Source organism: Prochlorococcus sp. MIT 0801, assembly GCF_000757865.1.
Classification (GTDB): Bacteria; Cyanobacteriota; Cyanobacteriia; order PCC-6307; family Cyanobiaceae; genus Prochlorococcus_B.
The window spans coordinates 888,463-909,273 of record NZ_CP007754.1 but is presented as its reverse complement, the minus strand read 5'-3'; the positions used below and the strand labels follow the sequence as shown (position 1 = coordinate 909,273).

At 33.4% G+C, this 20,811-nt stretch carries 19 protein-coding genes; 7 read left to right on the top strand and 12 right to left on the bottom strand.

All coding sequences use genetic code 11. The features are described 5' to 3' along the window. Positions 1-16: 16 nt before the first annotated feature. Complete coding sequence (locus tag EW15_RS04740; RefSeq protein ID WP_011293861.1) at positions 17-499, bottom strand: flavin reductase family protein; 483 nt, start codon at positions 497-499, stop codon at positions 17-19. Positions 500-566: 67 nt separating this feature from the next. On the opposite strand from EW15_RS04740, the gene coaD reads away from it, so the two are divergent. Beyond that, the gene (gene coaD / locus EW15_RS04735; protein ID WP_036907578.1) at positions 567-1,043 is read left to right on the top strand and encodes a pantetheine-phosphate adenylyltransferase; all 477 of its coding nucleotides are present in this window, start codon (positions 567-569) and stop codon (positions 1,041-1,043) included. Here the strand turns inward: coaD and EW15_RS04730 are convergent. The 4 genes from EW15_RS04730 to dapF are packed head-to-tail and all read right to left on the bottom strand — an operon-like array spanning position 1,040 to position 4,958. Beyond that, positions 1,040-2,275, bottom strand: coding sequence for a D-alanyl-D-alanine carboxypeptidase (locus EW15_RS04730; protein WP_038652584.1), 1,236 nt, complete (start codon positions 2,273-2,275; stop codon positions 1,040-1,042). The two genes, coaD and EW15_RS04730, sit on opposite strands and share 4 nt — an antisense overlap. A gap of 4 nt (positions 2,276-2,279) precedes the next feature. Next, positions 2,280-2,900: a DUF1995 family protein gene (locus EW15_RS04725; RefSeq protein ID WP_038652581.1), complete on the bottom strand. Its 621-nt coding sequence runs from the start codon at positions 2,898-2,900 to the stop codon at positions 2,280-2,282. A gap of 10 nt (positions 2,901-2,910) precedes the next feature. After that, entirely contained in the window at positions 2,911-4,092 is a 1,182-nt protein-coding gene (locus EW15_RS04720) for a cysteine desulfurase family protein (RefSeq protein ID WP_038652577.1), read from the bottom strand. A gap of 11 nt (positions 4,093-4,103) precedes the next feature. Beyond that, entirely contained in the window at positions 4,104-4,958 is an 855-nt protein-coding gene (dapF, locus tag EW15_RS04715; protein ID WP_038652574.1) for a diaminopimelate epimerase, read from the bottom strand. Between the two features lie 135 nt (positions 4,959-5,093). Between dapF and leuS the strand changes: the two genes are divergently transcribed. Continuing rightward, complete coding sequence (leuS, locus tag EW15_RS04710) at positions 5,094-7,682, top strand: leucine--tRNA ligase (protein WP_038652572.1); 2,589 nt, start codon at positions 5,094-5,096, stop codon at positions 7,680-7,682. Between the two features lie 3 nt (positions 7,683-7,685). On the opposite strand, the gene EW15_RS04705 is transcribed toward leuS, so the two are convergent. Further along, complete coding sequence (locus tag EW15_RS04705) at positions 7,686-9,284, bottom strand: glucose-6-phosphate isomerase (RefSeq protein WP_038652569.1); 1,599 nt, start codon at positions 9,282-9,284, stop codon at positions 7,686-7,688. 285 nt (positions 9,285-9,569) lie between these two features. Here EW15_RS04705 and purN point away from each other — a divergent pair, with 285 nt between their 5' ends. Then, complete coding sequence (gene purN / locus EW15_RS04700) at positions 9,570-10,268, top strand: phosphoribosylglycinamide formyltransferase (protein ID WP_038652565.1); 699 nt, start codon at positions 9,570-9,572, stop codon at positions 10,266-10,268. Here the strand turns inward: purN and argC are convergent. Then, positions 10,252-11,331, bottom strand: coding sequence for an N-acetyl-gamma-glutamyl-phosphate reductase (gene argC / locus EW15_RS04695; protein ID WP_038652563.1), 1,080 nt, complete (start codon positions 11,329-11,331; stop codon positions 10,252-10,254). The genes purN and argC overlap by 17 nt on opposite strands. 87 nt (positions 11,332-11,418) lie before the next feature. Here argC and ribBA point away from each other — a divergent pair, with 87 nt between their 5' ends. Continuing rightward, entirely contained in the window at positions 11,419-13,104 is a 1,686-nt protein-coding gene (gene ribBA / locus EW15_RS04690) for a bifunctional 3,4-dihydroxy-2-butanone-4-phosphate synthase/GTP cyclohydrolase II (protein WP_038652559.1), read from the top strand. Positions 13,105-13,140: 36 nt separating this feature from the next. Here ribBA and EW15_RS04685 read toward each other — a convergent pair whose 3' ends face one another. The 5 genes from EW15_RS04685 to dnaK all read right to left on the bottom strand — a co-directional run bounded on the left by EW15_RS04685 (position 13,141) and on the right by dnaK (position 17,947). Continuing rightward, positions 13,141-13,578, bottom strand: coding sequence for a peptidylprolyl isomerase (locus tag EW15_RS04685; RefSeq protein ID WP_038652556.1), 438 nt, complete (start codon positions 13,576-13,578; stop codon positions 13,141-13,143). A gap of 89 nt (positions 13,579-13,667) precedes the next feature. Continuing rightward, on the bottom strand, positions 13,668-14,600 hold the full coding sequence (murQ, locus tag EW15_RS04680; protein ID WP_038652553.1) for an N-acetylmuramic acid 6-phosphate etherase: 933 nt from the start codon (positions 14,598-14,600) through the stop codon (positions 13,668-13,670). Then, on the bottom strand, positions 14,597-14,989 hold the full coding sequence (locus EW15_RS04675; RefSeq protein ID WP_038652550.1) for a DUF3110 domain-containing protein: 393 nt from the start codon (positions 14,987-14,989) through the stop codon (positions 14,597-14,599). Before EW15_RS04675 ends, murQ begins: the two co-directional genes overlap by 4 nt. A gap of 56 nt (positions 14,990-15,045) precedes the next feature. Further along, positions 15,046-15,963 carry a DnaJ domain-containing protein gene (locus EW15_RS04670; RefSeq protein ID WP_038652547.1) on the bottom strand — a complete coding sequence of 306 codons (918 nt, stop codon included), beginning with the start codon at positions 15,961-15,963 and terminating at the stop codon, positions 15,046-15,048. After that, a complete protein-coding gene (gene dnaK, locus EW15_RS04665; RefSeq protein WP_038652544.1) occupies positions 15,947-17,947 on the bottom strand; it encodes a molecular chaperone DnaK in 2,001 nt (666 codons plus the stop codon). Before dnaK ends, EW15_RS04670 begins: the two co-directional genes overlap by 17 nt. Before the next feature lie 151 nt (positions 17,948-18,098). On the opposite strand from dnaK, the gene pstC reads away from it, so the two are divergent. The 3 genes from pstC to pstB are packed head-to-tail and all read left to right on the top strand — an operon-like array spanning position 18,099 to position 20,802. After that, the gene (gene pstC / locus EW15_RS04660) at positions 18,099-19,049 is read left to right on the top strand and encodes a phosphate ABC transporter permease subunit PstC (protein ID WP_038652541.1); all 951 of its coding nucleotides are present in this window, start codon (positions 18,099-18,101) and stop codon (positions 19,047-19,049) included. A gap of 3 nt (positions 19,050-19,052) precedes the next feature. Next, on the top strand, positions 19,053-19,967 hold the full coding sequence (gene pstA, locus EW15_RS04655; protein ID WP_038652538.1) for a phosphate ABC transporter permease PstA: 915 nt from the start codon (positions 19,053-19,055) through the stop codon (positions 19,965-19,967). 31 nt (positions 19,968-19,998) lie between these two features. Then, complete coding sequence (pstB, locus tag EW15_RS04650) at positions 19,999-20,802, top strand: phosphate ABC transporter ATP-binding protein PstB (protein WP_038652535.1); 804 nt, start codon at positions 19,999-20,001, stop codon at positions 20,800-20,802. The last annotated feature ends 9 nt before the right edge of the window (positions 20,803-20,811 follow it).

Genomic DNA, 20,811 nt, shown 5'->3' with positions numbered 1-20,811 from the left:
AACTTGTCTCGATAAATTAACCACCATAATTCCAACCTGTGCTCGCTAAATTTAAGGCAGATCCATCTTTATTCAATACTGCACTTTTTACTTCAGCGACGAAAACTGTGTGATCTCCATGCTCGACTCCTGAAATGACTTCACATTCAACGCCACCTATGACATCTTCGATTAACGGCATGCCTAGTTCTCCATAAGTGAATTTACAAGCTTCAAATCTTCCTCCCAAACCTTTTTGAGGCTTAAAAAACACAGCTGCTAGGTCCTTTTGATCTTCTCTCAAAACATTTAAAGAAAACATCTTTGTTCTTTGAATAATTCCATGACTCGATCCATCGGCACGAACTGCCATTACAACTAATGGAGGTGTAAATGAACCTTGTGTTACCCAACTAGCTGTAAAACCATTTATTTCATCACCCTCTCTTACTGCACATATAAATAATCCATGAGGGATTTTGCGCAAAAGAACTTTTTTTGCATCCTGATTGAGAGTCATGCGCTTTGATACTTTTGTAGATATGTGATTCTATGAAAGAACTGGACATTTTTAAAGCTAAAACACAATGAAGGCGCTTTATCCGGGTAGTTTCGACCCATTAACGTTTGGGCACCTTGATCTAATTCAAAGAGGAAGTGATTTATTTGGGGAGGTTCTCATTGCAGTATTAGAAAACCCCTCAAAAAAGGCAACTTTCTCCTGCGAGAGAAGAATCGAGCAGATTGAAAATGCTACTAAAGATATCCCAGGTTGCAGAACAATAGCTTTTAAAGGATTAACTGTAGATTGTGCTCGTGAAAACAATGCTGATCTTATTTTAAGAGGCTTAAGAGCTATGAGTGATTTTGAATATGAACTACAAGTTGCTCATACAAACAGATCTTTAAATAATCAGTACGAAACAATTTTTCTCGCGACAGAAACGCACCATAGCTTTTTAAGTAGTTCAGTAGTCAAAGAAGTCGCAAGATTTGGCGGTGAGATTCGCCATATGGTTCCTGAATTTATTGCTAAGGATCTTATGAAACTAAATACTAATTAAGTACAATAATTAGTATTATCTACTATTGATAAAATATTAATAATATTCTTCGTCGAATTTTCCTTATTATTAACAATAATACTAAATATTTTATCTTTACCTAATATAATACCAGAAATAGATCTAACGTTACTAAGTCTTCCTGATTTAGCCAAAATTCTGCCTTTGAGATTTATTGGGGCTTTTACATTTTCCAATGATCCTCTAACCCCTAAAATAGAAAAAGATGAGAAATAATAATCGGAATATCTACTTAATTGCATTCTTCTCAAAAATTGAGATAAACCATATGTGGTAACTCTATTATCTCTTGATAAACCACTAGCATCAGCAAAGATAAAATCATCTGAATCAAAGTTTTGATCATTTAACCACTTAGTGTATTTAACATTAGGAAAATCATGAGACCAGTTATTTAATGAATGTCTAAAAACAACCTCAGCTGTATAATTATGGCTTTCTGAATTAACTAGATTAAGTAAAATATATAAGGGCGCAGAATTAACACTTTTGATAGTAGAAACAAAATCAATAGAAAAATCATTATAAACAGGTTTAATAAAATATTTACTTGATAAGTTATTTCTTACTAAAGAAGTCTTTAACTCATTAATAAAATTATCTATTGGATTATTTAAAGCATTAGTACTTGCATTACTAGCTATCGAGTACTTAGTAATTGGTGCTCCATACTCCTCTTTCCTATCAGAATAGGACCAGCTAGGAGGCCACCAAGTATTTTTTTTACTACTAGTGATTAAAATTGGTAATTTAATACCCGTATTAAACTCCTTACTATTTAGTCCTCTTAGTAACTCATCTAAATGTCTTTTATCAAAGTCAGGATCACCAGAGGCATCAAGGTATAAGCCTCCATTACTCATCTCATTTAGAGATGTTTTGAGAATATAGTTTGGTCCTAAATTATCTAAAGAAAAAGCACTCGACAAAATCTTTTGATTCGATGCAGGAATTCTAGGAATTTTTCCATTTATATCTACAATAAACTCACCATTTTTATTTAATATATTAACACTTATTTTACTATTAAAGTTATCAATATAATCCTCTATCTTTTTTTGTAATGCATAACATATATTTGTCTCTTCAGGAGTTATAGAATTAATATTAATTCTTTGACGGACGTATGAATATATCGAAAACAAATTACCATTAGCTGTATTTATCGATATAATTATTAATCCAATATATAAAGAAAGTTTTTTTTTCATTAATTTACAAGTTAAGAATTATTGTTTCATCGTCAGGCCTATTAATAAATGATTTAACAAAAGAATACCCATTATTATTTAATTTAAAAAGTTCCCAATCATTGGGATATCTTTTTAATAATGCACCCATCGATAATGGTTGAACAAAGTATAAAACTTTCCATTTTTTAGCAAATCTTTTTCTCATTTCTCTTCCTACGCTTCCAATTCCAACAATGGGGTCTTCCAGCTTACCATTAATCATAATTACATTAGATTTAGCATGTGAACATACCTGTTCAAACATCTCTATATCATATGGTTGAGGAGAACAAACTAATAATATAGAATTTGACAAATCTGTTGAATTAATAAATTCTTTAAAAGTAAAGATCTTACTGGCTAATTCAGGTTTATCTCTTTTCGCGAGAGCTGCTCCACCAGCATCAGCCCACAATAAGATATTATCGTATTTAATTTCTGTAAGTTTATTAGATAATCGAAAAATTATAGGATTTAGTCTTAATCCATCGAATTTTAGATTAATAGAAAGAAACGATTGTTCGGAGTTACTTAAAAAGTAACTTTGAACAGATTCATATACATTTGATTCTGCTTCTTTAAGATCTGAAGGCAACATATTCATTATTTGAAAATCATTGTTTTTTGAGTTCTAAAGTTTGCAATGATTCGAATATTATATTTGAAACTGAGGTAATATCATCATTTGAAATCCATGGACCAATAGTAATTCTTAATCCAGATTCTTGAAATGTTTTGTCAACATTAATTGCTACCAGTATTGGATTTGGTCCTTGAATAGATGAAGAGCAGGCACTACCGCTACTTATATAAACTCCATTTTTTGACAATAATCGAACAATTTCTCTACCTTTAATCGGGATCATTGATTCTGTATGGCAGAGAAATGAAAGATTATTGGGCAGTCTTTCTATATCTGGTCCGATAAACGTAAGATGTTTATTATTAATTAGATTTTTTTTTAAAAGAGATGTCATTTTTGAAACATTATTCACAGGAAATAAAGTTTGATTGTCTTTAACCTCTATATATTCATTGAGTAAGTCAATTGCTGTCGAAAAACCTGCAATAAGAGGAACTGACTCAGTACCAGATCTTATTGAGCCATTTTTAAATCCATATGAAGGATTCTTCATTAATAAATCTTGAATACCCTTTCGCAACATCAATAATCCAATACCTTTAGGGCCTTGAAGCTTATGAGCAGAGGCGCTAAGCATATCGACATTTAAATTACTCCAATCAATAAGGCCACAAGGGAGGACCTGTGTGGCATCTGTATGGAAAAGAATATTTCGTTTCTTACATTCCATACCTATGAGATTTATGGGCTGAATGGAGCCAATCTCACTTTGTCCCCAGATTATTGAAACCAATTTTGTCGGAGGAGATAACACCTCCTCTAGTAAATCTAGATCAATAATTCCATAACGATCCACAGGCCAGTATTTAATATCCCAGCCTTCATTACGCAATTGATTAGCTATTAGGTTAATTGAGGGGTGTTCAACGCTAGAAATGACAATTCTTCCTTTATCAATATTATTAGATACAGCTTTTAGAGCTAGATAATTTGATTCAGTTGCTCCAGATGTAAAAAATAATTCGTCCGAAGACGCTTTTAATTTATTTGCTATTGATAATCTTGATCTTTCTAAAATCTCTCTTGCGATAACCCCAACTTTATGAATACTTGATGGATTACCCCAGCATTCAAGTTGAATATCCTTTAATTTAGTAATAACATCTAAATGAGGAGGAGTAGTCGCTGATGCATCGAGATAAATATCTTTCATATGAGGACTTATTAAATATCTATCTCTCCACTAAATACTTTTAAAGCTGGTCCTTGCATGAAAACGGGACCTGACTGATTAGGCCATTCAACTTCTAATTTGCCGCCTGGTAAATAGACATTAGCGTTGTTTAAAGTTTTCCCTAACTTAGAGGTAACTACCAGACAAGCGCATGCTCCAGTACCACAAGCTAATGTTGGGCCGCAACCCCTTTCCCATACCTTTACTTTAATATTTGACTTATCGATTATTTCAACAAAGTGAACATTAGTATCATTTGGAAATGCATTATGTTTTTCAAGGAAACTACCCCATTCTTTAAATGGTATCCCTTCAATATCATTAACAAATACGATCATATGAGGATTCCCCATACTAGCAGCATAAACATTTAATATTTGATCATTTATTGTAATCACTCCATTCGGAACATTTAAATTATTCATCAACAATTTTGTGGGTATATCTAAAGGAGAAAGGATAGGTTCGCCCATATTTACTTTTATATTTTTATTGCCATTAATAGAGGTAAGAATAAGACCCGCTTTGGTTTCAATGGGAATCTCAGAAGATTCATTAATTTCATTATTATCGTTCAAAAAAGCAATCAGGCATCTAATACCGTTGCCACACATTTCAGGTTCGGAACCATCAGAATTATAAATCTTCATTCTCACAAAACATTTATTATTAGACTCTAATATAAGAATAATCCCATCAGCTCCGATGCCAAAATTTCTATTACATAGGTGCTCAATAAAATTATCTTTATTTTTTGAAAATAAATGATCTAAATTATTACCACGAGCATCAAAGATAATGAAATCATTACCAAGTCCTTGATACTTTGAAAAATTATTTTTCATGATTTTCAGTTTGTTTAACTATGTTTGTAGGAAATAAAGGGCTCTTGGTAGTAATTTCAGAACTATTGGCATATTGCGCATCAATTTATGAGAACATTATTTGATTGGCAAATCAACTACTGAAGGAGATCTTCCTTGAATAATACTACTTCAGATATTAATGACCAGCGATACGAGCCTCGGGAAGTAGAAGCTTATTGGCAAAAAGAGTGGGCTAATGATGACCTCTATAGGACAAATACTGAGGTAAATAAAGAAAATACTTTCTATGCCTTGTCGATGTTTCCATACCCATCAGGTTCTTTACATATGGGTCACGTCAGGAATTATGTCATTACAGATGTACTGGCTAGATATAAAAGGATGAAAGGTTTTAACGTCTTACATCCAATGGGTTGGGATGCCTTCGGTTTACCTGCTGAAAATGCAGCAATAGAGAGAGAAACAAGTCCATCGACATGGACAGATAAAAATATTTCACAAATGAAAGATCAATTAGCTCGCCTTGGATTATCAATAGATTGGTCTAAAGAAGTTACCACTTGCAAAGCAGAATATTATAAATGGACTCAATATATATTTAATCAATTACATAAAAATAATCTTGCCTATCAAAAAAAAGCAACAGTTAATTGGGATCCAATTGATCAAACTGTTCTTGCGAATGAGCAAGTAGATGCTGAAGGTAAATCATGGAGATCTGGAGCTAAAGTTGAAAAAAAAGAATTAAATCAGTGGTTTTTACGAATTACTAGTTTTGCCGAAGATCTTAATAAGGATTTAGTTACCCTTAATGACTGGCCAGATAGAGTAAGGGTTATGCAAAAAAATTGGATTGGTAAATCCATCGGTGCAGAAATAACATTTGATATCAAAGATAGCGACCAAAAAATAACAGCTTTCACCACAAGAATAGATACAGTCTATGGTGTAAGTTATCTGGTATTAGCATCAAATCATCCATTAATTGATCAATTAATAAGTTCTAATGATATTGATAAATTAAATGAGTTTAGACAAACTCAAGAAAAGTTAAGTGATCTTGAACGTAATTCAGATACTAGACAAAAACTAGGAATGTATTTAGGAGTAAATGCAATTAATCCAGCAAATAATAAAGAGATACCGATTTGGATAGGAGACTATGTGATTATGGAATATGGAACTGGTGCTGTGATGGGTGTCCCTGCTCACGATAGTAGAGATTATCAGTTTGCAAAATCATATAATTTACCAATTCAATATGTAATAAAACCCAATATTGATGAAGATGATAATTATTTAAAGGCTGAATATGTTGATAAGGGTATCATGATCAATTCAGATAAATTTAATGGTATTGATTCTGATATTGCAAAATTAGAAATACTTGAATTTGGTTCAAATTCAAATTGGGCAAAATCAAAGATAACATACAAGTTAAGAGATTGGCTTATATCTAGACAACGATATTGGGGCTGCCCAATTCCGATTATTAATTGTAAGAAGTGTGGCCAAGTAAGAGTCCCGGACAAGGATCTTCCAGTTGTACTACCAATTGATATTAAATTAACTGGTAAAGGTAAGAGTCCTTTAACAACAAAAACCGAATGGATAAATACTTGTTGCCCTAAATGTGGAATTGATGCAAAAAGAGAAACTGATACAATGGACACTTTTATGTGTTCATCTTGGTACTTTTTAAGATATATAAACCCTGATAATTGTGAAAATCCTTTTCTGAACAGCGAAATAGATAAATGGCTTCCAGTTAAGCAGTATGTTGGTGGTATCGAGCACGCAATCTTACATTTACTATATTCTAGATTTTTAACCAAGGCTCTCAAAAGGTGTGGATTAATAAATATCGATGAACCTTTTAAGAAACTACTAACTCAAGGGATGGTTCAAGCCATTACTTTTAAAAATCCCAATACAAATAAATATTTTTCAAAGGATCAGATTGAAGATATTGAAAACCCTAAAGATCCACTTACAGGAGAGAGTATTGAAATCATCTTTGAAAAGATGTCGAAGTCAAAATATAATGGTGTAGATCCATCTGTAGTGATAGATAAATATGGTGCTGACACAGCAAGAATGTTCATTCTTTTTAAAGCGCCACCAGAAAAAGATTTAGAGTGGGATGACTCCGATGTTGAAGGGCAATACCGATTTATACAGAGACTCTGGAAATTTGTTATTAATACTTTAGAAATAACAAAGAATAATTCAAGATTAAATATAGAAAATGAAAAGTCAAAAGATAAAGAGGCTTTACGCCTAATTAATATTGCTATTAAGGAAATTACTGATGATTTGGATAATCTACAATTTAATACAGCAATATCTGAACTTATGAAGGTTGTAAATGGCCTAAGTTCAATAGTTAATTACTGTAGCAATCAAACTCTAAATAAAGTTATTTCAATATTAGTTAAAATAACTTCTCCATTTTCTCCTCATATTGCAGAGGAACTTTGGAAGACAATCGGAAATAATCAAAGTATTCATCTTCAGTCATGGCCAAAATTTGATGCAGGTGCAATTGAACAAGATACTTTTAAACTTATGATTCAAATCAATGGAAAAGTCAGAGGATCAATTAATGCTAGTAAAAATCTATCTAAAGAAGATTTAGAGGACTTAGCTATTAAAACTGAGGCTGCTATTAAATGGATGGATGGAAAAGAACCAAAACGAATAATTGTTGTCCCGAATAAATTAGTGAATATAGTTATTTAGCAATCAAGTTTTCAAAATAATAAGCTTATCAGGATTTGATTGATTACCAATCATTGAATAATGTTCGGAATTTTCTGAAAGTTTTCTAAGAATTAAATAAATTGACTCTGTTGATTCAGAAGACAACTCATCATTGATTTCATTTAATGTTCTTTGCTTCCCATCAGCTAATAATTCCTCAATCTCTTTTTGAAGTTTGATTATCTTTGTAGCGGCTTTTTTACCTGCTTCAACTCCCGGTTGATTGTAGGCATTAACATTAATCAATTCTGCATAGAGACTTACAGCTCGCTCAAATAATGCGATTAAAGCACCAAGACTTGATTCATCAAATGACTTGAAAGTGATAGTCAAATTCTGCCTACCTCCTTCAGTTAATGCTGACCGAGTTCCTTGAAGAAATCCAGACAAATAGTCACCTGGTCTTTTATTTTTTACTTCAACTATCTCTAAGGGGTCATGAAGAATTTCTATGAAATTAACAAAAAAATTATCAATACCATCTCTTAATTGCTGCACATATGCATGCTGATCTGTAGAACCTTTGTTTCCATAAACTGCGATACCTTGATTAACTTGAATTTCATCTCTGTCATACTTTTTACCTAAAGATTCCATGACAAGTTGTTGAAGATATCTACTGAAAACTTCTAATCTGTCTCTATAGGGAAGTACAACCATATCTCTTAACCCTTTTCCATTTCCCGATTTGAACCAAGCTAAAGACAAAAGTGCTGCTGGATTATTTTTAATGTCTTTTACTCTTGTAAGTGCATCCATCTGAGATGCTCCATTTAAGAATTTGTCTATATCAGCGCCAATTAGGGCAGCAGGTAATAATCCAACAGCGCCAGTAATACTTGTCCTGCCACCAACCCAATCGGGTAAATCAAAAATATCTAACCAATTCTCATTATCGGCTAAAACATCTAGCTTGCTACCTTTTGATGTAATAGCTATCGCCCTAGATGACCAATTTTGGTTGTTATCGCGAACAAACTTCATAGCTTGCTCCATTCCAATTAATGGTTCTGGAGTGCCACCAGATTTACTAACAACTACAAACAAAGTTGAATCAAGATTGGGAAGGATAGAATTTAATTTATGGGAAATCCCCTCAGGATCTACATTGTCTAGAAAATGTAGATCCAATCCGATTGTTTCTCTCTTGAAGGACTCCTTAATGAGTAGAGGACCCAAACCACTACCACCGATTCCAATCCAAAAAACATCTGTATATTTTTTTCCGTCGCTGTTTGTTATTTCACCATTTAATATTGAAGCCCCAAACTTGGATATGTCTTGAATTTCCTTAGTAATAGAATCTGAAATATCAGGGCTTGGAGCAACTTTTGGATTCCTAAGCCAGTAATGACCTACTTGCCTACTTTCATCAATATTGGCAATAGAACCATTCTCGAGACTTTCTAGCGCATCAAAAGCTTTGGAATACATTTCATTAAAATCTTCAAAATCGGTTGTCTCTACATCCATTCTGCTTATATCAAGCCAAAAACCTAATGAATCATTGCTATACAAAAGGTCGCAGTACCTTCTCCATTTATCTTTGTTATTCATCTGGAAGATGTCAGTTATTGCCATTATTGATAAAAGAATACTCCTTAATGAATTCTGTTAGCAGGTACTCTAAACAGAGAGCCATTTAACAAATATATTTTATTTATATTAGTCACGAATGGATTTTAAATGCTGAATGTTTAGTAATTGACAAATAAGAATGATTGTATCCTTGTTAGTTATTACTAACTAACCCTGTATTTTTCTAATTACTAATTTAAATTTTTATTAATATTTAAAATGTCTTTACATTTAGATATTGTAATTTCTTCGATAGGTCATATATTTGTTGTAAATAAACCTTAATTGATGAATCAAGATAATAAAGAATATGCTGAAAGAAATTTATTTAATGGTTTAAATGGACAGAGTCTAATAAGTCCAATTGAATCAGTAAACAATTTAGTTGAGCCAAAGATTAGATTAGGTATCCTTGCCTCTGGTAATGGATCAAATTTTGAATACATTATTAAATCTATTCAAAACAAGGAACTTAATGCAGAAATTTCAATATTAATTGTTAATAATCCTAATTGCTTAGCAATAGAAAAGGCAATTAAATATGATATACCCTATATAATTATTAATCATAGAGATTGTAATTCGAGATTAGAACACGATATATTGGTTATGAATAAACTAGAGGAAATATCTGTAGATATAGTTGTCATGGCTGGATGGATGAGAATTGTTGGTGAAGAAATAATTAATAAGTTTAATAAGAGACTAATTAATATACATCCATCACTTCTACCATCTTTTAAAGGCATTGATGCAATACAGCAGGCAATGGATACAAAGGTAACTATTACTGGCTGTACAGTTCACTATGTTCAAAAGGAGGTTGATTCAGGCTCAATAATTATTCAAGCGGCAGTTCCTATAAAAGAAAAAGATAGTATAGAAACCTTAAAAAAACGAATTCAAGATATGGAACATATAATATTACCTTTAGCTATTGCTAAAGTAGCAATAGAAATTAGAACTAGTTTCAAGGATAAAAAGTAATCTTAGGAAGACCAATATCTGATTCAAGTCCATGCATAATATTTAAATTTTGAACTGCCTGACCTGCTTGACCTTTTAGTAGATTATCTATAACACTCATTAGAACAATTCTTCCGTTACGTTTATCAACTTCGACAGAGATCATAACTTTATTAGTATTTTTAACCCATTTAGTTGCTGGATAAGTTCCTACAGGCAAGATATCAATAAATGGTTGATCTTTATAAAAAGCTTCAATTACAATTTTGCAGTCTTCAGCTGTTAATCCGGGATCTCTTAAACGAGCATAAACTGTCGACAAAATCCCTCTAACCATTGGCACTAAATGAGGAGTGAATTGTAAATTGACTTCGTGACCAGCAAAATGACTTGCAATCCTTTCTATTTCAGCCGTATGCCTATGTCCAATAACTCCATAGGGTCTAATTGATTCAGAGCATTCAGACAATAAAAGTTGCTCACTTGGATTTCTCCCGCCACCAGATGTACCAGATTTTGCATCAATAATAATTCCTTCACTTTCTATTAAGCCTTGTTTTAAAAATGGAATAAGTAAGCTAAGTGAAGCAGTTGGATAGCAACCTGGACATGCAATTAATCTAGAATTTGAAATTTCGCTATTAAATTCTTCTGAAAAACCATAAATAGCCTCTTCACATAATTCGTAGTCAAATCTTGGATATTTCGCTGCTTCTTTTTTATAGACTTCTTTCCATTTATCTAGAGATTTAAATCTATAATCAGCTGACAAATCGAGGACCTTAACACCTTTTTTTAATAATAAAGGTGTTAACTGTGATGATAAACCATTAGGGAGACTCAATATTGCATAATCAGAATCATGAGCGATTTCATCAATATTGCTTTTAGTTATCTTTTTATCTCCCAAAATTTTCATAAAAGGATTTATTTCATTCCAGCTTTTACCTACTGATCGCTCACCATTTAAAGTTGAAATCTTAAAATCAGGATGCTCATTGATCAACTTAACAAGCTGAAGTCCACCGTATCCAGATGCTCCAATAATTGCGATCCTCCCAGTTTTCGATGTACTAATTGCCATAACATCAATGTTATTTCGTAGAATGAGCAGATATTCATTTGAGAATAATTAGCAAAGAACCATTTCACCACAAACACGAGGAATAAGTTGAAATCAGAAGATTGTTATGAAATTGAATTTGATGATATAGCAGATGCTCTAGCTGCTATCAGAAATGGTGAATGTGTTGTTGTGGTTGATGATGAAAAGAGAGAAAACGAAGGCGATTTAATATGTGCTGCTCAATTTGCGACTCCCCAGCAAATAAATTTCATGGCAACAGAGGCTAGAGGTTTGATATGTCTAGCAATGCAAGGCGAAAGATTAGACGAATTAGATCTTCCATTAATGGTTGACAGAAATACCGATTCAAACCAAACCGCATTCACAGTAAGTATCGATGCAGGTCCAGAATTTGGAGTATCTACGGGTATTTCGGCTGAAGATAGGGCTAAAACAATTCAAGTTGCTCTTAATAGTCAAACAAAACCAATTGATTTAAGAAGACCGGGTCATATTTTCCCTTTAAGAGCAAAAATTGGAGGAGTCTTGAAAAGGGCTGGACATACGGAAGCGGCAGTAGATCTATCTTTGTTAGCAGGCTTATCTCCTGCAGGCGTTATATGTGAAATTCAAAATCTGGATGGCTCAATGGCAAGATTGCCTGAGTTAAAAAAGTATGCGCAAGAAAGAAATTTAAAGTTAATCAGTATTGCAGATTTAATTCACTACAGACTTGAAAATGAGAGATTTGTGTACAGACAAGCAATAGCAAAGTTGCCTAGCCTATTTGGAGATTTCAAGGCAATCGGTTATAAGAATGAATTGGATGGATCAGAACATGTAGCGATAATAAAAGGAAATCCAGAAAATTTAAAAGAGCCAGTATTAGTAAGAATGCACTCAGAGTGTCTAACGGGAGACGCGTTTGGATCATTAAGGTGCGATTGTAGGCCTCAATTAGAAGCTGCCTTGTCAAGAATTTCTGAAGAAGGAGAAGGAGTTGTTGTCTATCTAAGGCAGGAAGGGAGAGGTATAGGTTTAGTTAACAAATTAAAAGCCTATAATCTACAAGATGGAGGATTAGATACTGTTGAAGCAAATGAGAAGTTAGGTTTTCCTGCAGATTTAAGAAACTATGGAGTAGGGGCGCAAATATTGACAGATTTAGGAATAAATAGACTTAAATTACTAACAAATAATCCTAGAAAAATAGCTGGTCTTGGTGGATATGGTCTTCAGGTTGAATCTAGAGTTCCATTAGTTATTTGTCCGGGAGATCATAATGCAGCTTATCTTGAGGTGAAAAGAGAAAAACTTGGACACTTAATTGATAATAATATTCAGACAAACTTAATCAATGAAAGACAAAATATTGTTGTCTATTGGGATGGAAAAGTTGACAACAGAGAATTAAAACATTTTGAAGATAAAGCATGTAAGTGGTCAGAAAACCATTTTTTAAATATTTCTATTCAAACTGCTCAAAGGTTAATAGCTCTATGTGAAAACCCATTATTTATTTGGAATGTTAGACATAGAGATATCAAAGCACATTTGGAAGGTAACTTGATAGATAAAAGATTACTTGAGTCACTACTTAAGGAACTAAGCAATTGGAAAAATACAGAAAGAATTGGAATAATTAAAACTGATAATTATGAAAGACTTTTACATCCTTCCTCAAATATATCGATTGAGGAAAAAAATATTAGCGAACTTTCAAATTTTGAAAATTCGCCGTTATTTGATTGGAATTTAAAAGATAAGAACAGAACTATTGAATGGAGTTAATTACAAGATTAGATAATAAATTTATGTCTTAAGTTATTAAATAATACTTACACTATTAATTTTAGTACCATTAGTGATAGATAGAAGAGTTTTAATATCATTAGTTTTACCAAAAACAGTATGTACTCCATCCAAATGTGGCTGTGGAGAATGAACTAAAAAGAATTGGCTACCACCAGTATCCTTTCCTGCGTGGGCCATAGAAAGAGAACCAGCTTCATGTTTGTTTGGATTAATTTCACAATTTATGGAATAACCAGGGCCTCCAGTGCCAGGCATACCTCTTGAGCCCTCTCTTGTATTTGGACATCCGCCTTGAGCCATAAACCCATTAATGACTCTGTGAAAAGATAGGCCATTGTAAAAACCTTCTTTAACAAGTTTCAAAAAGTTTTCTACTGTTTTTGGTGCATCATTATCAAAGAGGTCAATAGTCAATTGGCCTTTATCTGTTTCCATCAATACTTTAGACATAACTCAAGTTAATTTTTCTCATAATAACTTCTTTTAAAGTTTAATGCAGAAAGTACAATAAGAATACCTAAGATTTAATTGATCATAATTCAATTATCTTTAAATTTAATAAGTGCAGTTCTTAAATTACCCTTTGAATCATTAAGTAATTGCTTGGCATCTATAACATCCATTCCAGACAAAGCAATTAATAAAGACAATTTTACAGATCCATTTGTCTTCTTTAAAAGTCGAATAGAAGTTTCTTTATCAACCGATCCAATATCAAATAAAATACCGATTGCTCTATCCAATAATTTGTCATTGGATACTGATAAATCAATCATTCTATTGCCATAAACCTTACCTAATTTAATCATCACAGATGTAGAAATTATATTTAAAGCCATCTTTGTAGCTGTTCCAGCTTTTAATCTTGTAGAACCCGCAAGAATTTCAGGTCCAGTAATCAGCCTAATATCGATATTATTATCTAAAGTTGAATCACTTTCTGGAACTGATGAAATAGAAATAGTTAGTGCATTTAAACTTTTGGAATAGTTTAATGCACTTAGAACATAAGGAGTTCTACCACTTGCTGTTATACCTATTAAGACATCTCTACATGAGAAATCTCTATCTTTAAGATCAGCAATAGCAATCTCAGATAAATCCTCTAGATATTCAGAACTTTTTGTTAGAGATGGTACACCTCCAGCGATTATTCCTTGAACCAAATCAGGATTCGTGCAAAAAGTTGGGGGACATTCTGAGGCATCAAGTACTCCCAATCTTCCTGAAGTACCAGTACCAATATAAAATAATCTGCCATTTAATTTAAGTCTTGCAGTGATTTCATCAATAGCATTAACTAATTCTGGAATAACTCGCTCCACAGCTTTTTGGGGTTCTTTATCAGCTTCTGAAAAAATATTAACTATTTCATTTGTCGACTTAGTATCCAATTCATTAGAAGTTAAATTAATCTGCTCAGTTAGTATTCGATTAATAATATTTTTTGAATCTTTATTTATATCACTCATAAAAGATTTTCTAAACGTTTTTTTATATCTTGGAGTTGATCATTAGAAGATGTTTGTTCATTTAAATTATCTTGATTTTGCCAATTTCCTACTTCTAAATTTGAAAGAGGTGGTGAAATCATAAGGCGCTCTTCATCGGTTCTTGGGATAAAGCCTTTTTCTACAAAGCGGGATTCATAACCAGCTTCAATACAAAATGCTTCAATATCCGTCTTGGTTAACTCCTCAACAGATGGTGTAGGAAAGTCTTGAGCTTCTAAAAGTCCACAATATCTCTCAGCATCGTCCTTGTCTTCGAACATAAGGATTACTGTCGTTCCCTTAAGTTCGAGGGAATGTATGCCTTCACTTTCAGTCCCCGCCTCATACAAAAGGACATTAACTAACATAGTAAATAAATAACCAATTTAATTATAAATCGATAAATTGAATAAAAAATATAATTCTAATAATTCTCCATAGATATTTCATTTAGACGTTGATATAATGCTAGTTCAGAATCACTTAAATTATCCGGTAACACAATAATTATTTCAACTATTTGATCACCACGATATTCCTCGTATTCCAATCCACGTCCTCTAAGTCTTAATAACCTCCCTGTAGAAGAATTAGGAGGTACTTGTAATGTTACAGATCCATTTAAAGTTGGAATATCAACAGCACAACCCAATAAAGCATCATGTGGAAACAATTCAAGACGATATGTAACTCTTAATCCATCTATTCTTAGACCTTCTTTCGTTTGTACTTTTAATTGAACAAAATGATCGCGACAACCGATTGCAGCACCTTCTATTCGTAATCTCCATCCATCACCTGCAAATGGCGGAGTTAAAACCTCAACAAGGGTGCCGTCTTGCAACTGAATATCTACTGAAGAACCATAAAGAGCTTGATCTGGTGAGATTTCTACAATTGACTCTTGATCTTCATAAATTAAAGTTGGAGGTGGTACTGGCTCACTGGTGGTAGGAATATATTCATTAAAATTAGTTTGTTCAAAGTCTTCGTATTCATCTTCAGAAGGTTCTGAATATTGTTCATCACTTTCTTTTTTTAAATCTATTCTTATTCCTAATACAATATTTATATATTCCTCATAGGTTGGAAATCTATTTTCAAAGATATCTTCATGTTTATTATTTTGCTTCTCCCATTCCCTTCTCTTTTTTGGATCGCTAAGTATCGCATAGGCTTCATTAATTAATTTAAATCTTTCCTCTGCATTGACATCATTCTTATTTAAATCAGGGTGCCACTTTCTTGCCTCTTTCCTAAAGGCAGATTTAAGCTCATTAGAATCACATTCTGGAGAGACTCCTAATAGAGACCAATAATTAGGATCAACGGTAGTAGTCATTATCCCAAGGATCTACATCCCTTCTCCCATAATTATTATCACCATTTCTATTTTGACGTCCTTGAGAATAATCCCAAGGATCATCATCCCAATAATCGTCTGAAAATAATTCGTCCTTTAATGACCCAAAAGTATTTTTAATACCTTGTATGGGATTTGACTCTGTTTTTCTTTCTGCTGACAAGCGACGATTCAAACCAAATAATGCTTCTTGTAGAGAACCGACTGCATATTCGAGTTCTTGCAAATCATTATCTTGAAGCAAATCTTCAACGTCCCGCATCGCAACCTCTACAGATCTTTGTTGTCTTTCTGCGCCATAGGGTCCTAACTCAAGAGAAGCATCTCTTAGCCGTCTCTCAGCTTGAGCAACAAGTGTTAATGCATTATTTTTCTGATCAATAGAAGCTCGCTTTTTTCTATCTTCAGAGGCCTTTACTTTGGACTCCTCAATCAACTTATTCACTTCATTTTGATTCAGATTTGAACCGCCGGTAACACTTACTGATTGTTTTCTCCCTGTAGTTCTATCAGTGGCACTGACTTCTAATAGACCATTAGCATCAATATCAAAAGCCACCTGAACTTGAGGAACACCTCTTGGAGCAGGAGGAATACCAGATAATTTAAATTTTCCCAGTGATTTGTTGTCTGAGGCCATTTGCCTTTCTCCTTGCCAGATATGAATCTCAACTGATGATTGATTTGAGGCAGATGTACTAAAAACATCGGATTGTCTTACTGGTATAGAGGTATTACGTGGAATTAGAACTTTCATTAAACCTCCAACAGTTTCTAGTCCTAACGAAAGAGGAGTGACATCATTCAACAAAAGGTCTCTCAACTCTCCTGAAAGAATGCCACCTTGAATTGCCGCACCAATAGCCACAACTTCATCAGGGTTAACAGATTGACAAGGTGGATTTGGAACTAAGGTTTTAACTAATTGCTTTACCATTGGCATACGCGTACTTCCACCTACAAGAACAACTTCATCGATATCCTCAGGATTCCAACCTGAATCATCAATAACAGTATTAACAGGATCAAATAATCTATCTAAAAGGTCATTGCAAAGACTCTCGTATTTTTTTCTACTAAGGGTAGTTTCTATATGTAGTGGACCATCTTTTCCTGTAGAAATAAAAGGCAATGAAATGGGTGTGGTTTGAACACCAGAAAGTTCTTGTTTAGCTTTCTCAGCCGCTTCAGTAAGTCTTTGTAATGATTGCCTGTCTCTTCTAAGGTCTATTTTATTCTTTTCTAAAAAATCTTGAGCAAGCCAATCAACAATTCTTTGATCAAAATCATTACCACCCAATTGTGTATCACCTGAAGTTGCCTTTACATCAAAAACACCATTAGAAATGGACATTAAAGACACATCAAATGTGCCACCACCTAAATCAAAAACCAGAACTTTTCTAGAGGAGCTTTTATCAAATCCATAAGCAAGAGCCGCGGAGGTTGGTTCATTTAGAATCCTTTCAACAGATATGCCAGCCAAAATCGCAGCATCGCGAGTAGCTTGTCTTTGTGAATCGTTGAAATAAGCGGGAACAGTGATTACAGCAGCATCAACGTTTTCTCCTAAGTAAGTTTCAGCGTCATCTATTAACTTCCTAATGATATTTCCAATCAGTTCTTCAGGTGCATATTCCCTTTTTGTTATAGGAGAGGTGATACGAACATTCCCCTGATCATTTGAGCGGACACTATAAGGAACTGAAAGGCTTGCTTCTTCAAGCTCATCCCATGCTCTGCCAACAAATCTTTTTAAATTGGAGAAAGTGTTTTTGGGATTAAGAACTAATTGCCGTCTAGCAAGTTGACCGACTAACAATTCAGATTCCTTAGTAAAGCCAACAACAGATGGTGTAGTTCTAGCACCTTCAGCACTAGCAATAACAACAGGCCTACCAGCCTCCAACACCGCTACAACGGAATTAGTCGTTCCCAAGTCAATGCCAACTATTCTCCCCATGGCAATACTTATTTAAGCCCCACAGTAACTAGCATTTAAGGGTATTCAATACTTATTATGTACCCTTCAACACTTAAAGCCAATCATTAACCCTCTGTTAATGAAAAATTTGAAAATAGATATAGATTCATAAAGTAAATTGCTTTAGCGAGTGGACAAAGCAAGTACACCGAAATTTTCACTGAGAACAAGACCAACTTCAGAGAAGTTGGTAGATTTTGGTTTTAAAAATATTGTTGTTGCCATGGCTTCAATGGTAGCCGTAGTCCTTTTTTCTATATTTGCAGTAGTTTACTATGAATCTACTGAATCGATTTCAAGATATGGACTGAGGTTTCTTTTTAGCTCTGCATGGAATCCAGTTACAGACGAGTATGGTGCATTCACAGCTATTTATGGAACCCTTTTAACATCGATTGCTTCATTATTAATTGCCATTCCATTGGGTGTCGGCACTGCAATATTTATAACTGAAAATATAATTCCCGAATATATAAGAAATGTAATTGGAATAATGGTTGAACTTTTAGCTGCTATTCCATCAGTAGTTTTAGGACTATGGGCAGTATTTATTATGGAACCTTTTATTAGACCATTTTTGAACATAATCTACGAAGTATTTGGATTTATCCCATTTTTCAGCACCCAACCTTTGGGTGCTGGAATGCTACCCGCAATATTAATACTTGTGGTAATGATATTACCTATAATTACATCGATTTCAAAAGATTCACTAAATCAAGTTCCATCTAAGCTTAGGCAAGCTGCCTATGGAATTGGAGCCTCAAGATGGACTACTATTTTTAAAGTTATTATTCCAGCCGCAATTTCTGGGATAACAGGAGGAGTTTTACTTGCTCTAGGAAGAGCTATGGGTGAGACAATGGCAGTTACTATGATTATTGGCAATTCAAATAACTTTAGTTGGTCAATATTTGCTCCTTCATATACAATTTCATCAATGCTTGCTAATCAATTTGGTGAAGCTGATGGAAGCCAAGTCTCTTCTCTAATGTATGCAGCATTAATCCTAATGATATTAACCTTATTGGTTAATGTATTTGCCCAGTGGATTGTAAAAAAATTAAGCTTAAAATATTAATAAATGAATTACACTTCACAAAAATCTCTAATTTATAATCCCACTCTAACTAGAAATATTGGGAACAAAGCCTTAACTTTTATTTCTGCTATTTTTGCTATCATTTCTGTACTTCCTTTAATATTAGTCATAAGCTATGTACTAATTAAGGGTGGAAGTTATATAAACTTAGATACCTTAATTCTTGAACCTGAGCCACCAGGAGACGATCTTCTCTCAGCTGGAGGTATTGGACCAGCAATAACTGGAACTTTTATAATGTCAGTTATTGCTTCAATAATATCAATACCTGTTGGAGTAGGAGGTGGAATATATCTTGCCGAATATTCAAAATCAGGAAAGTTTGCAAAATTTATAAGGTTTGGATCAAATGTACTTGCAGGGGTTCCTTCTATAATTGCTGGTGTATTTATATATGCAATTATAGTCTCCACCAAAATATTATTTGGATCAATGTTCAGCGGCATAGCAGGCGGAATATCACTGTCAATTTTAATGCTTCCAACAATAATTAAAACTACTGATGAAGCACTTAAATTAGTTCCAAATGATATGAGAAGAGCTGCATTTGGAGTTGGTGCCTCAAAATTCACAATGATAACAAATATCACATTACCAGCTGCATTTAGTTCAATTTCTACAGGAGTATTATTAGCACTGGCCAGGGCAGCAGGAGAAACAGCTCCTTTAATATTTACAGCTCTTTTCTCCCGTTATTATATTACAAGTTTTGATGATCTTTTCTATGAGATGGGTTCATTGTCAGTCTTAATTTACAATTTCGCTCTTGAACCATATGAAGCTCAAAACCAACTAGCATGGGCAGCATCATTCATATTAGTTGTTGTACTTTTAAGTCTTAATGTCCTTTCAAGATGGATAGGCACGCTTGGTACTTTTTCAAAAAAAAGAGTATAATTATGAGCAAAGCTAATAATATAATATTCTAATGAATAAAAAAAATTTAAAATCTACATCTTCAGTCTCACTAGATAATGTATCAATTACATATGGCAATTCAGTTGCAGTTAAAAATGTATTTTGTGATATTGAAAAGAATCAAGTTACATCTTTTATTGGTCCATCAGGATGTGGTAAATCAACTGTTATCAGAGCAATCAACCGAATGAACGATTTAATAGAAGGTTGCAAATTATCAGGCAGTGTTATTTTTGAAGGTATAGATATATATGCAGAGGATATAGATCCAGTTGAAGTCAGAAGGAGAATTGGAATGGTTTTTCAACAACCCAATCCTTTTCCTAAAAGTATTTACGAAAATATTGCCTTTGGTGCAAGAGTTAATGGATATAAAGGTAATATGGATCAATTAGTAGAAGAATCTCTTAGAAAGGCAGCAGTTTGGGATGAGTGCAAGGATAAATTAAACGAAAGTGGTTATTCATTATCTGGTGGTCAACAACAAAGATTATGCATAGCAAGGACAATTGCTATTGAACCTGATGTGATCTTAATGGATGAGCCATGCTCAGCACTTGATCCAATATCTACCTTAAAAATTGAAGAGACAATTCACGAATTAAAGAAGAATTTTACAATCATTATTGTTACGCACAATATGCAACAAGCCAATAGAGTCAGTGATTACACAGCTTTTTTCAACACAGAGAAAAAAGAGAAGGATTTAGGTGGAAAAATTGGATTTTTAGTTGAGTTTGATAAAACAAAAAACATGTTCAATTCACCAAAGCAAAAATCAACTCAAGACTATATCTCTGGAAAATTTGGATAACACTAAAGC

Coding starts and splice junctions, on each gene's coding strand:
- EW15_RS04740 (WP_011293861.1), bottom strand. CDS start 499: ATGACTCTCAATCAGGATGCAAAAAAAGTTCTTTTGCGCAAAATCCCT.
- coaD (WP_036907578.1), top strand. CDS start 567: ATGAAGGCGCTTTATCCGGGTAGTTTCGACCCATTAACGTTTGGGCAC.
- EW15_RS04730 (WP_038652584.1), bottom strand. CDS start 2,275: ATGAAAAAAAAACTTTCTTTATATATTGGATTAATAATTATATCGATA.
- EW15_RS04725 (WP_038652581.1), bottom strand. CDS start 2,900: ATGAATATGTTGCCTTCAGATCTTAAAGAAGCAGAATCAAATGTATAT.
- EW15_RS04720 (WP_038652577.1), bottom strand. CDS start 4,092: ATGAAAGATATTTATCTCGATGCATCAGCGACTACTCCTCCTCATTTA.
- dapF (WP_038652574.1), bottom strand. CDS start 4,958: ATGAAAAATAATTTTTCAAAGTATCAAGGACTTGGTAATGATTTCATT.
- EW15_RS04705 (WP_038652569.1), bottom strand. CDS start 9,284: ATGGCAATAACTGACATCTTCCAGATGAATAACAAAGATAAATGGAGA.
- purN (WP_038652565.1), top strand. CDS start 9,570: ATGAATCAAGATAATAAAGAATATGCTGAAAGAAATTTATTTAATGGT.
- argC (WP_038652563.1), bottom strand. CDS start 11,331: ATGGCAATTAGTACATCGAAAACTGGGAGGATCGCAATTATTGGAGCA.
- EW15_RS04685 (WP_038652556.1), bottom strand. CDS start 13,578: ATGTCTAAAGTATTGATGGAAACAGATAAAGGCCAATTGACTATTGAC.
- murQ (WP_038652553.1), bottom strand. CDS start 14,600: ATGAGTGATATAAATAAAGATTCAAAAAATATTATTAATCGAATACTA.
- EW15_RS04675 (WP_038652550.1), bottom strand. CDS start 14,989: ATGTTAGTTAATGTCCTTTTGTATGAGGCGGGGACTGAAAGTGAAGGC.
- EW15_RS04670 (WP_038652547.1), bottom strand. CDS start 15,963: ATGACTACTACCGTTGATCCTAATTATTGGTCTCTATTAGGAGTCTCT.
- dnaK (WP_038652544.1), bottom strand. CDS start 17,947: ATGGGGAGAATAGTTGGCATTGACTTGGGAACGACTAATTCCGTTGTA.
- pstA (WP_038652538.1), top strand. CDS start 19,053: ATGAATTACACTTCACAAAAATCTCTAATTTATAATCCCACTCTAACT.
- pstB (WP_038652535.1), top strand. CDS start 19,999: ATGAATAAAAAAAATTTAAAATCTACATCTTCAGTCTCACTAGATAAT.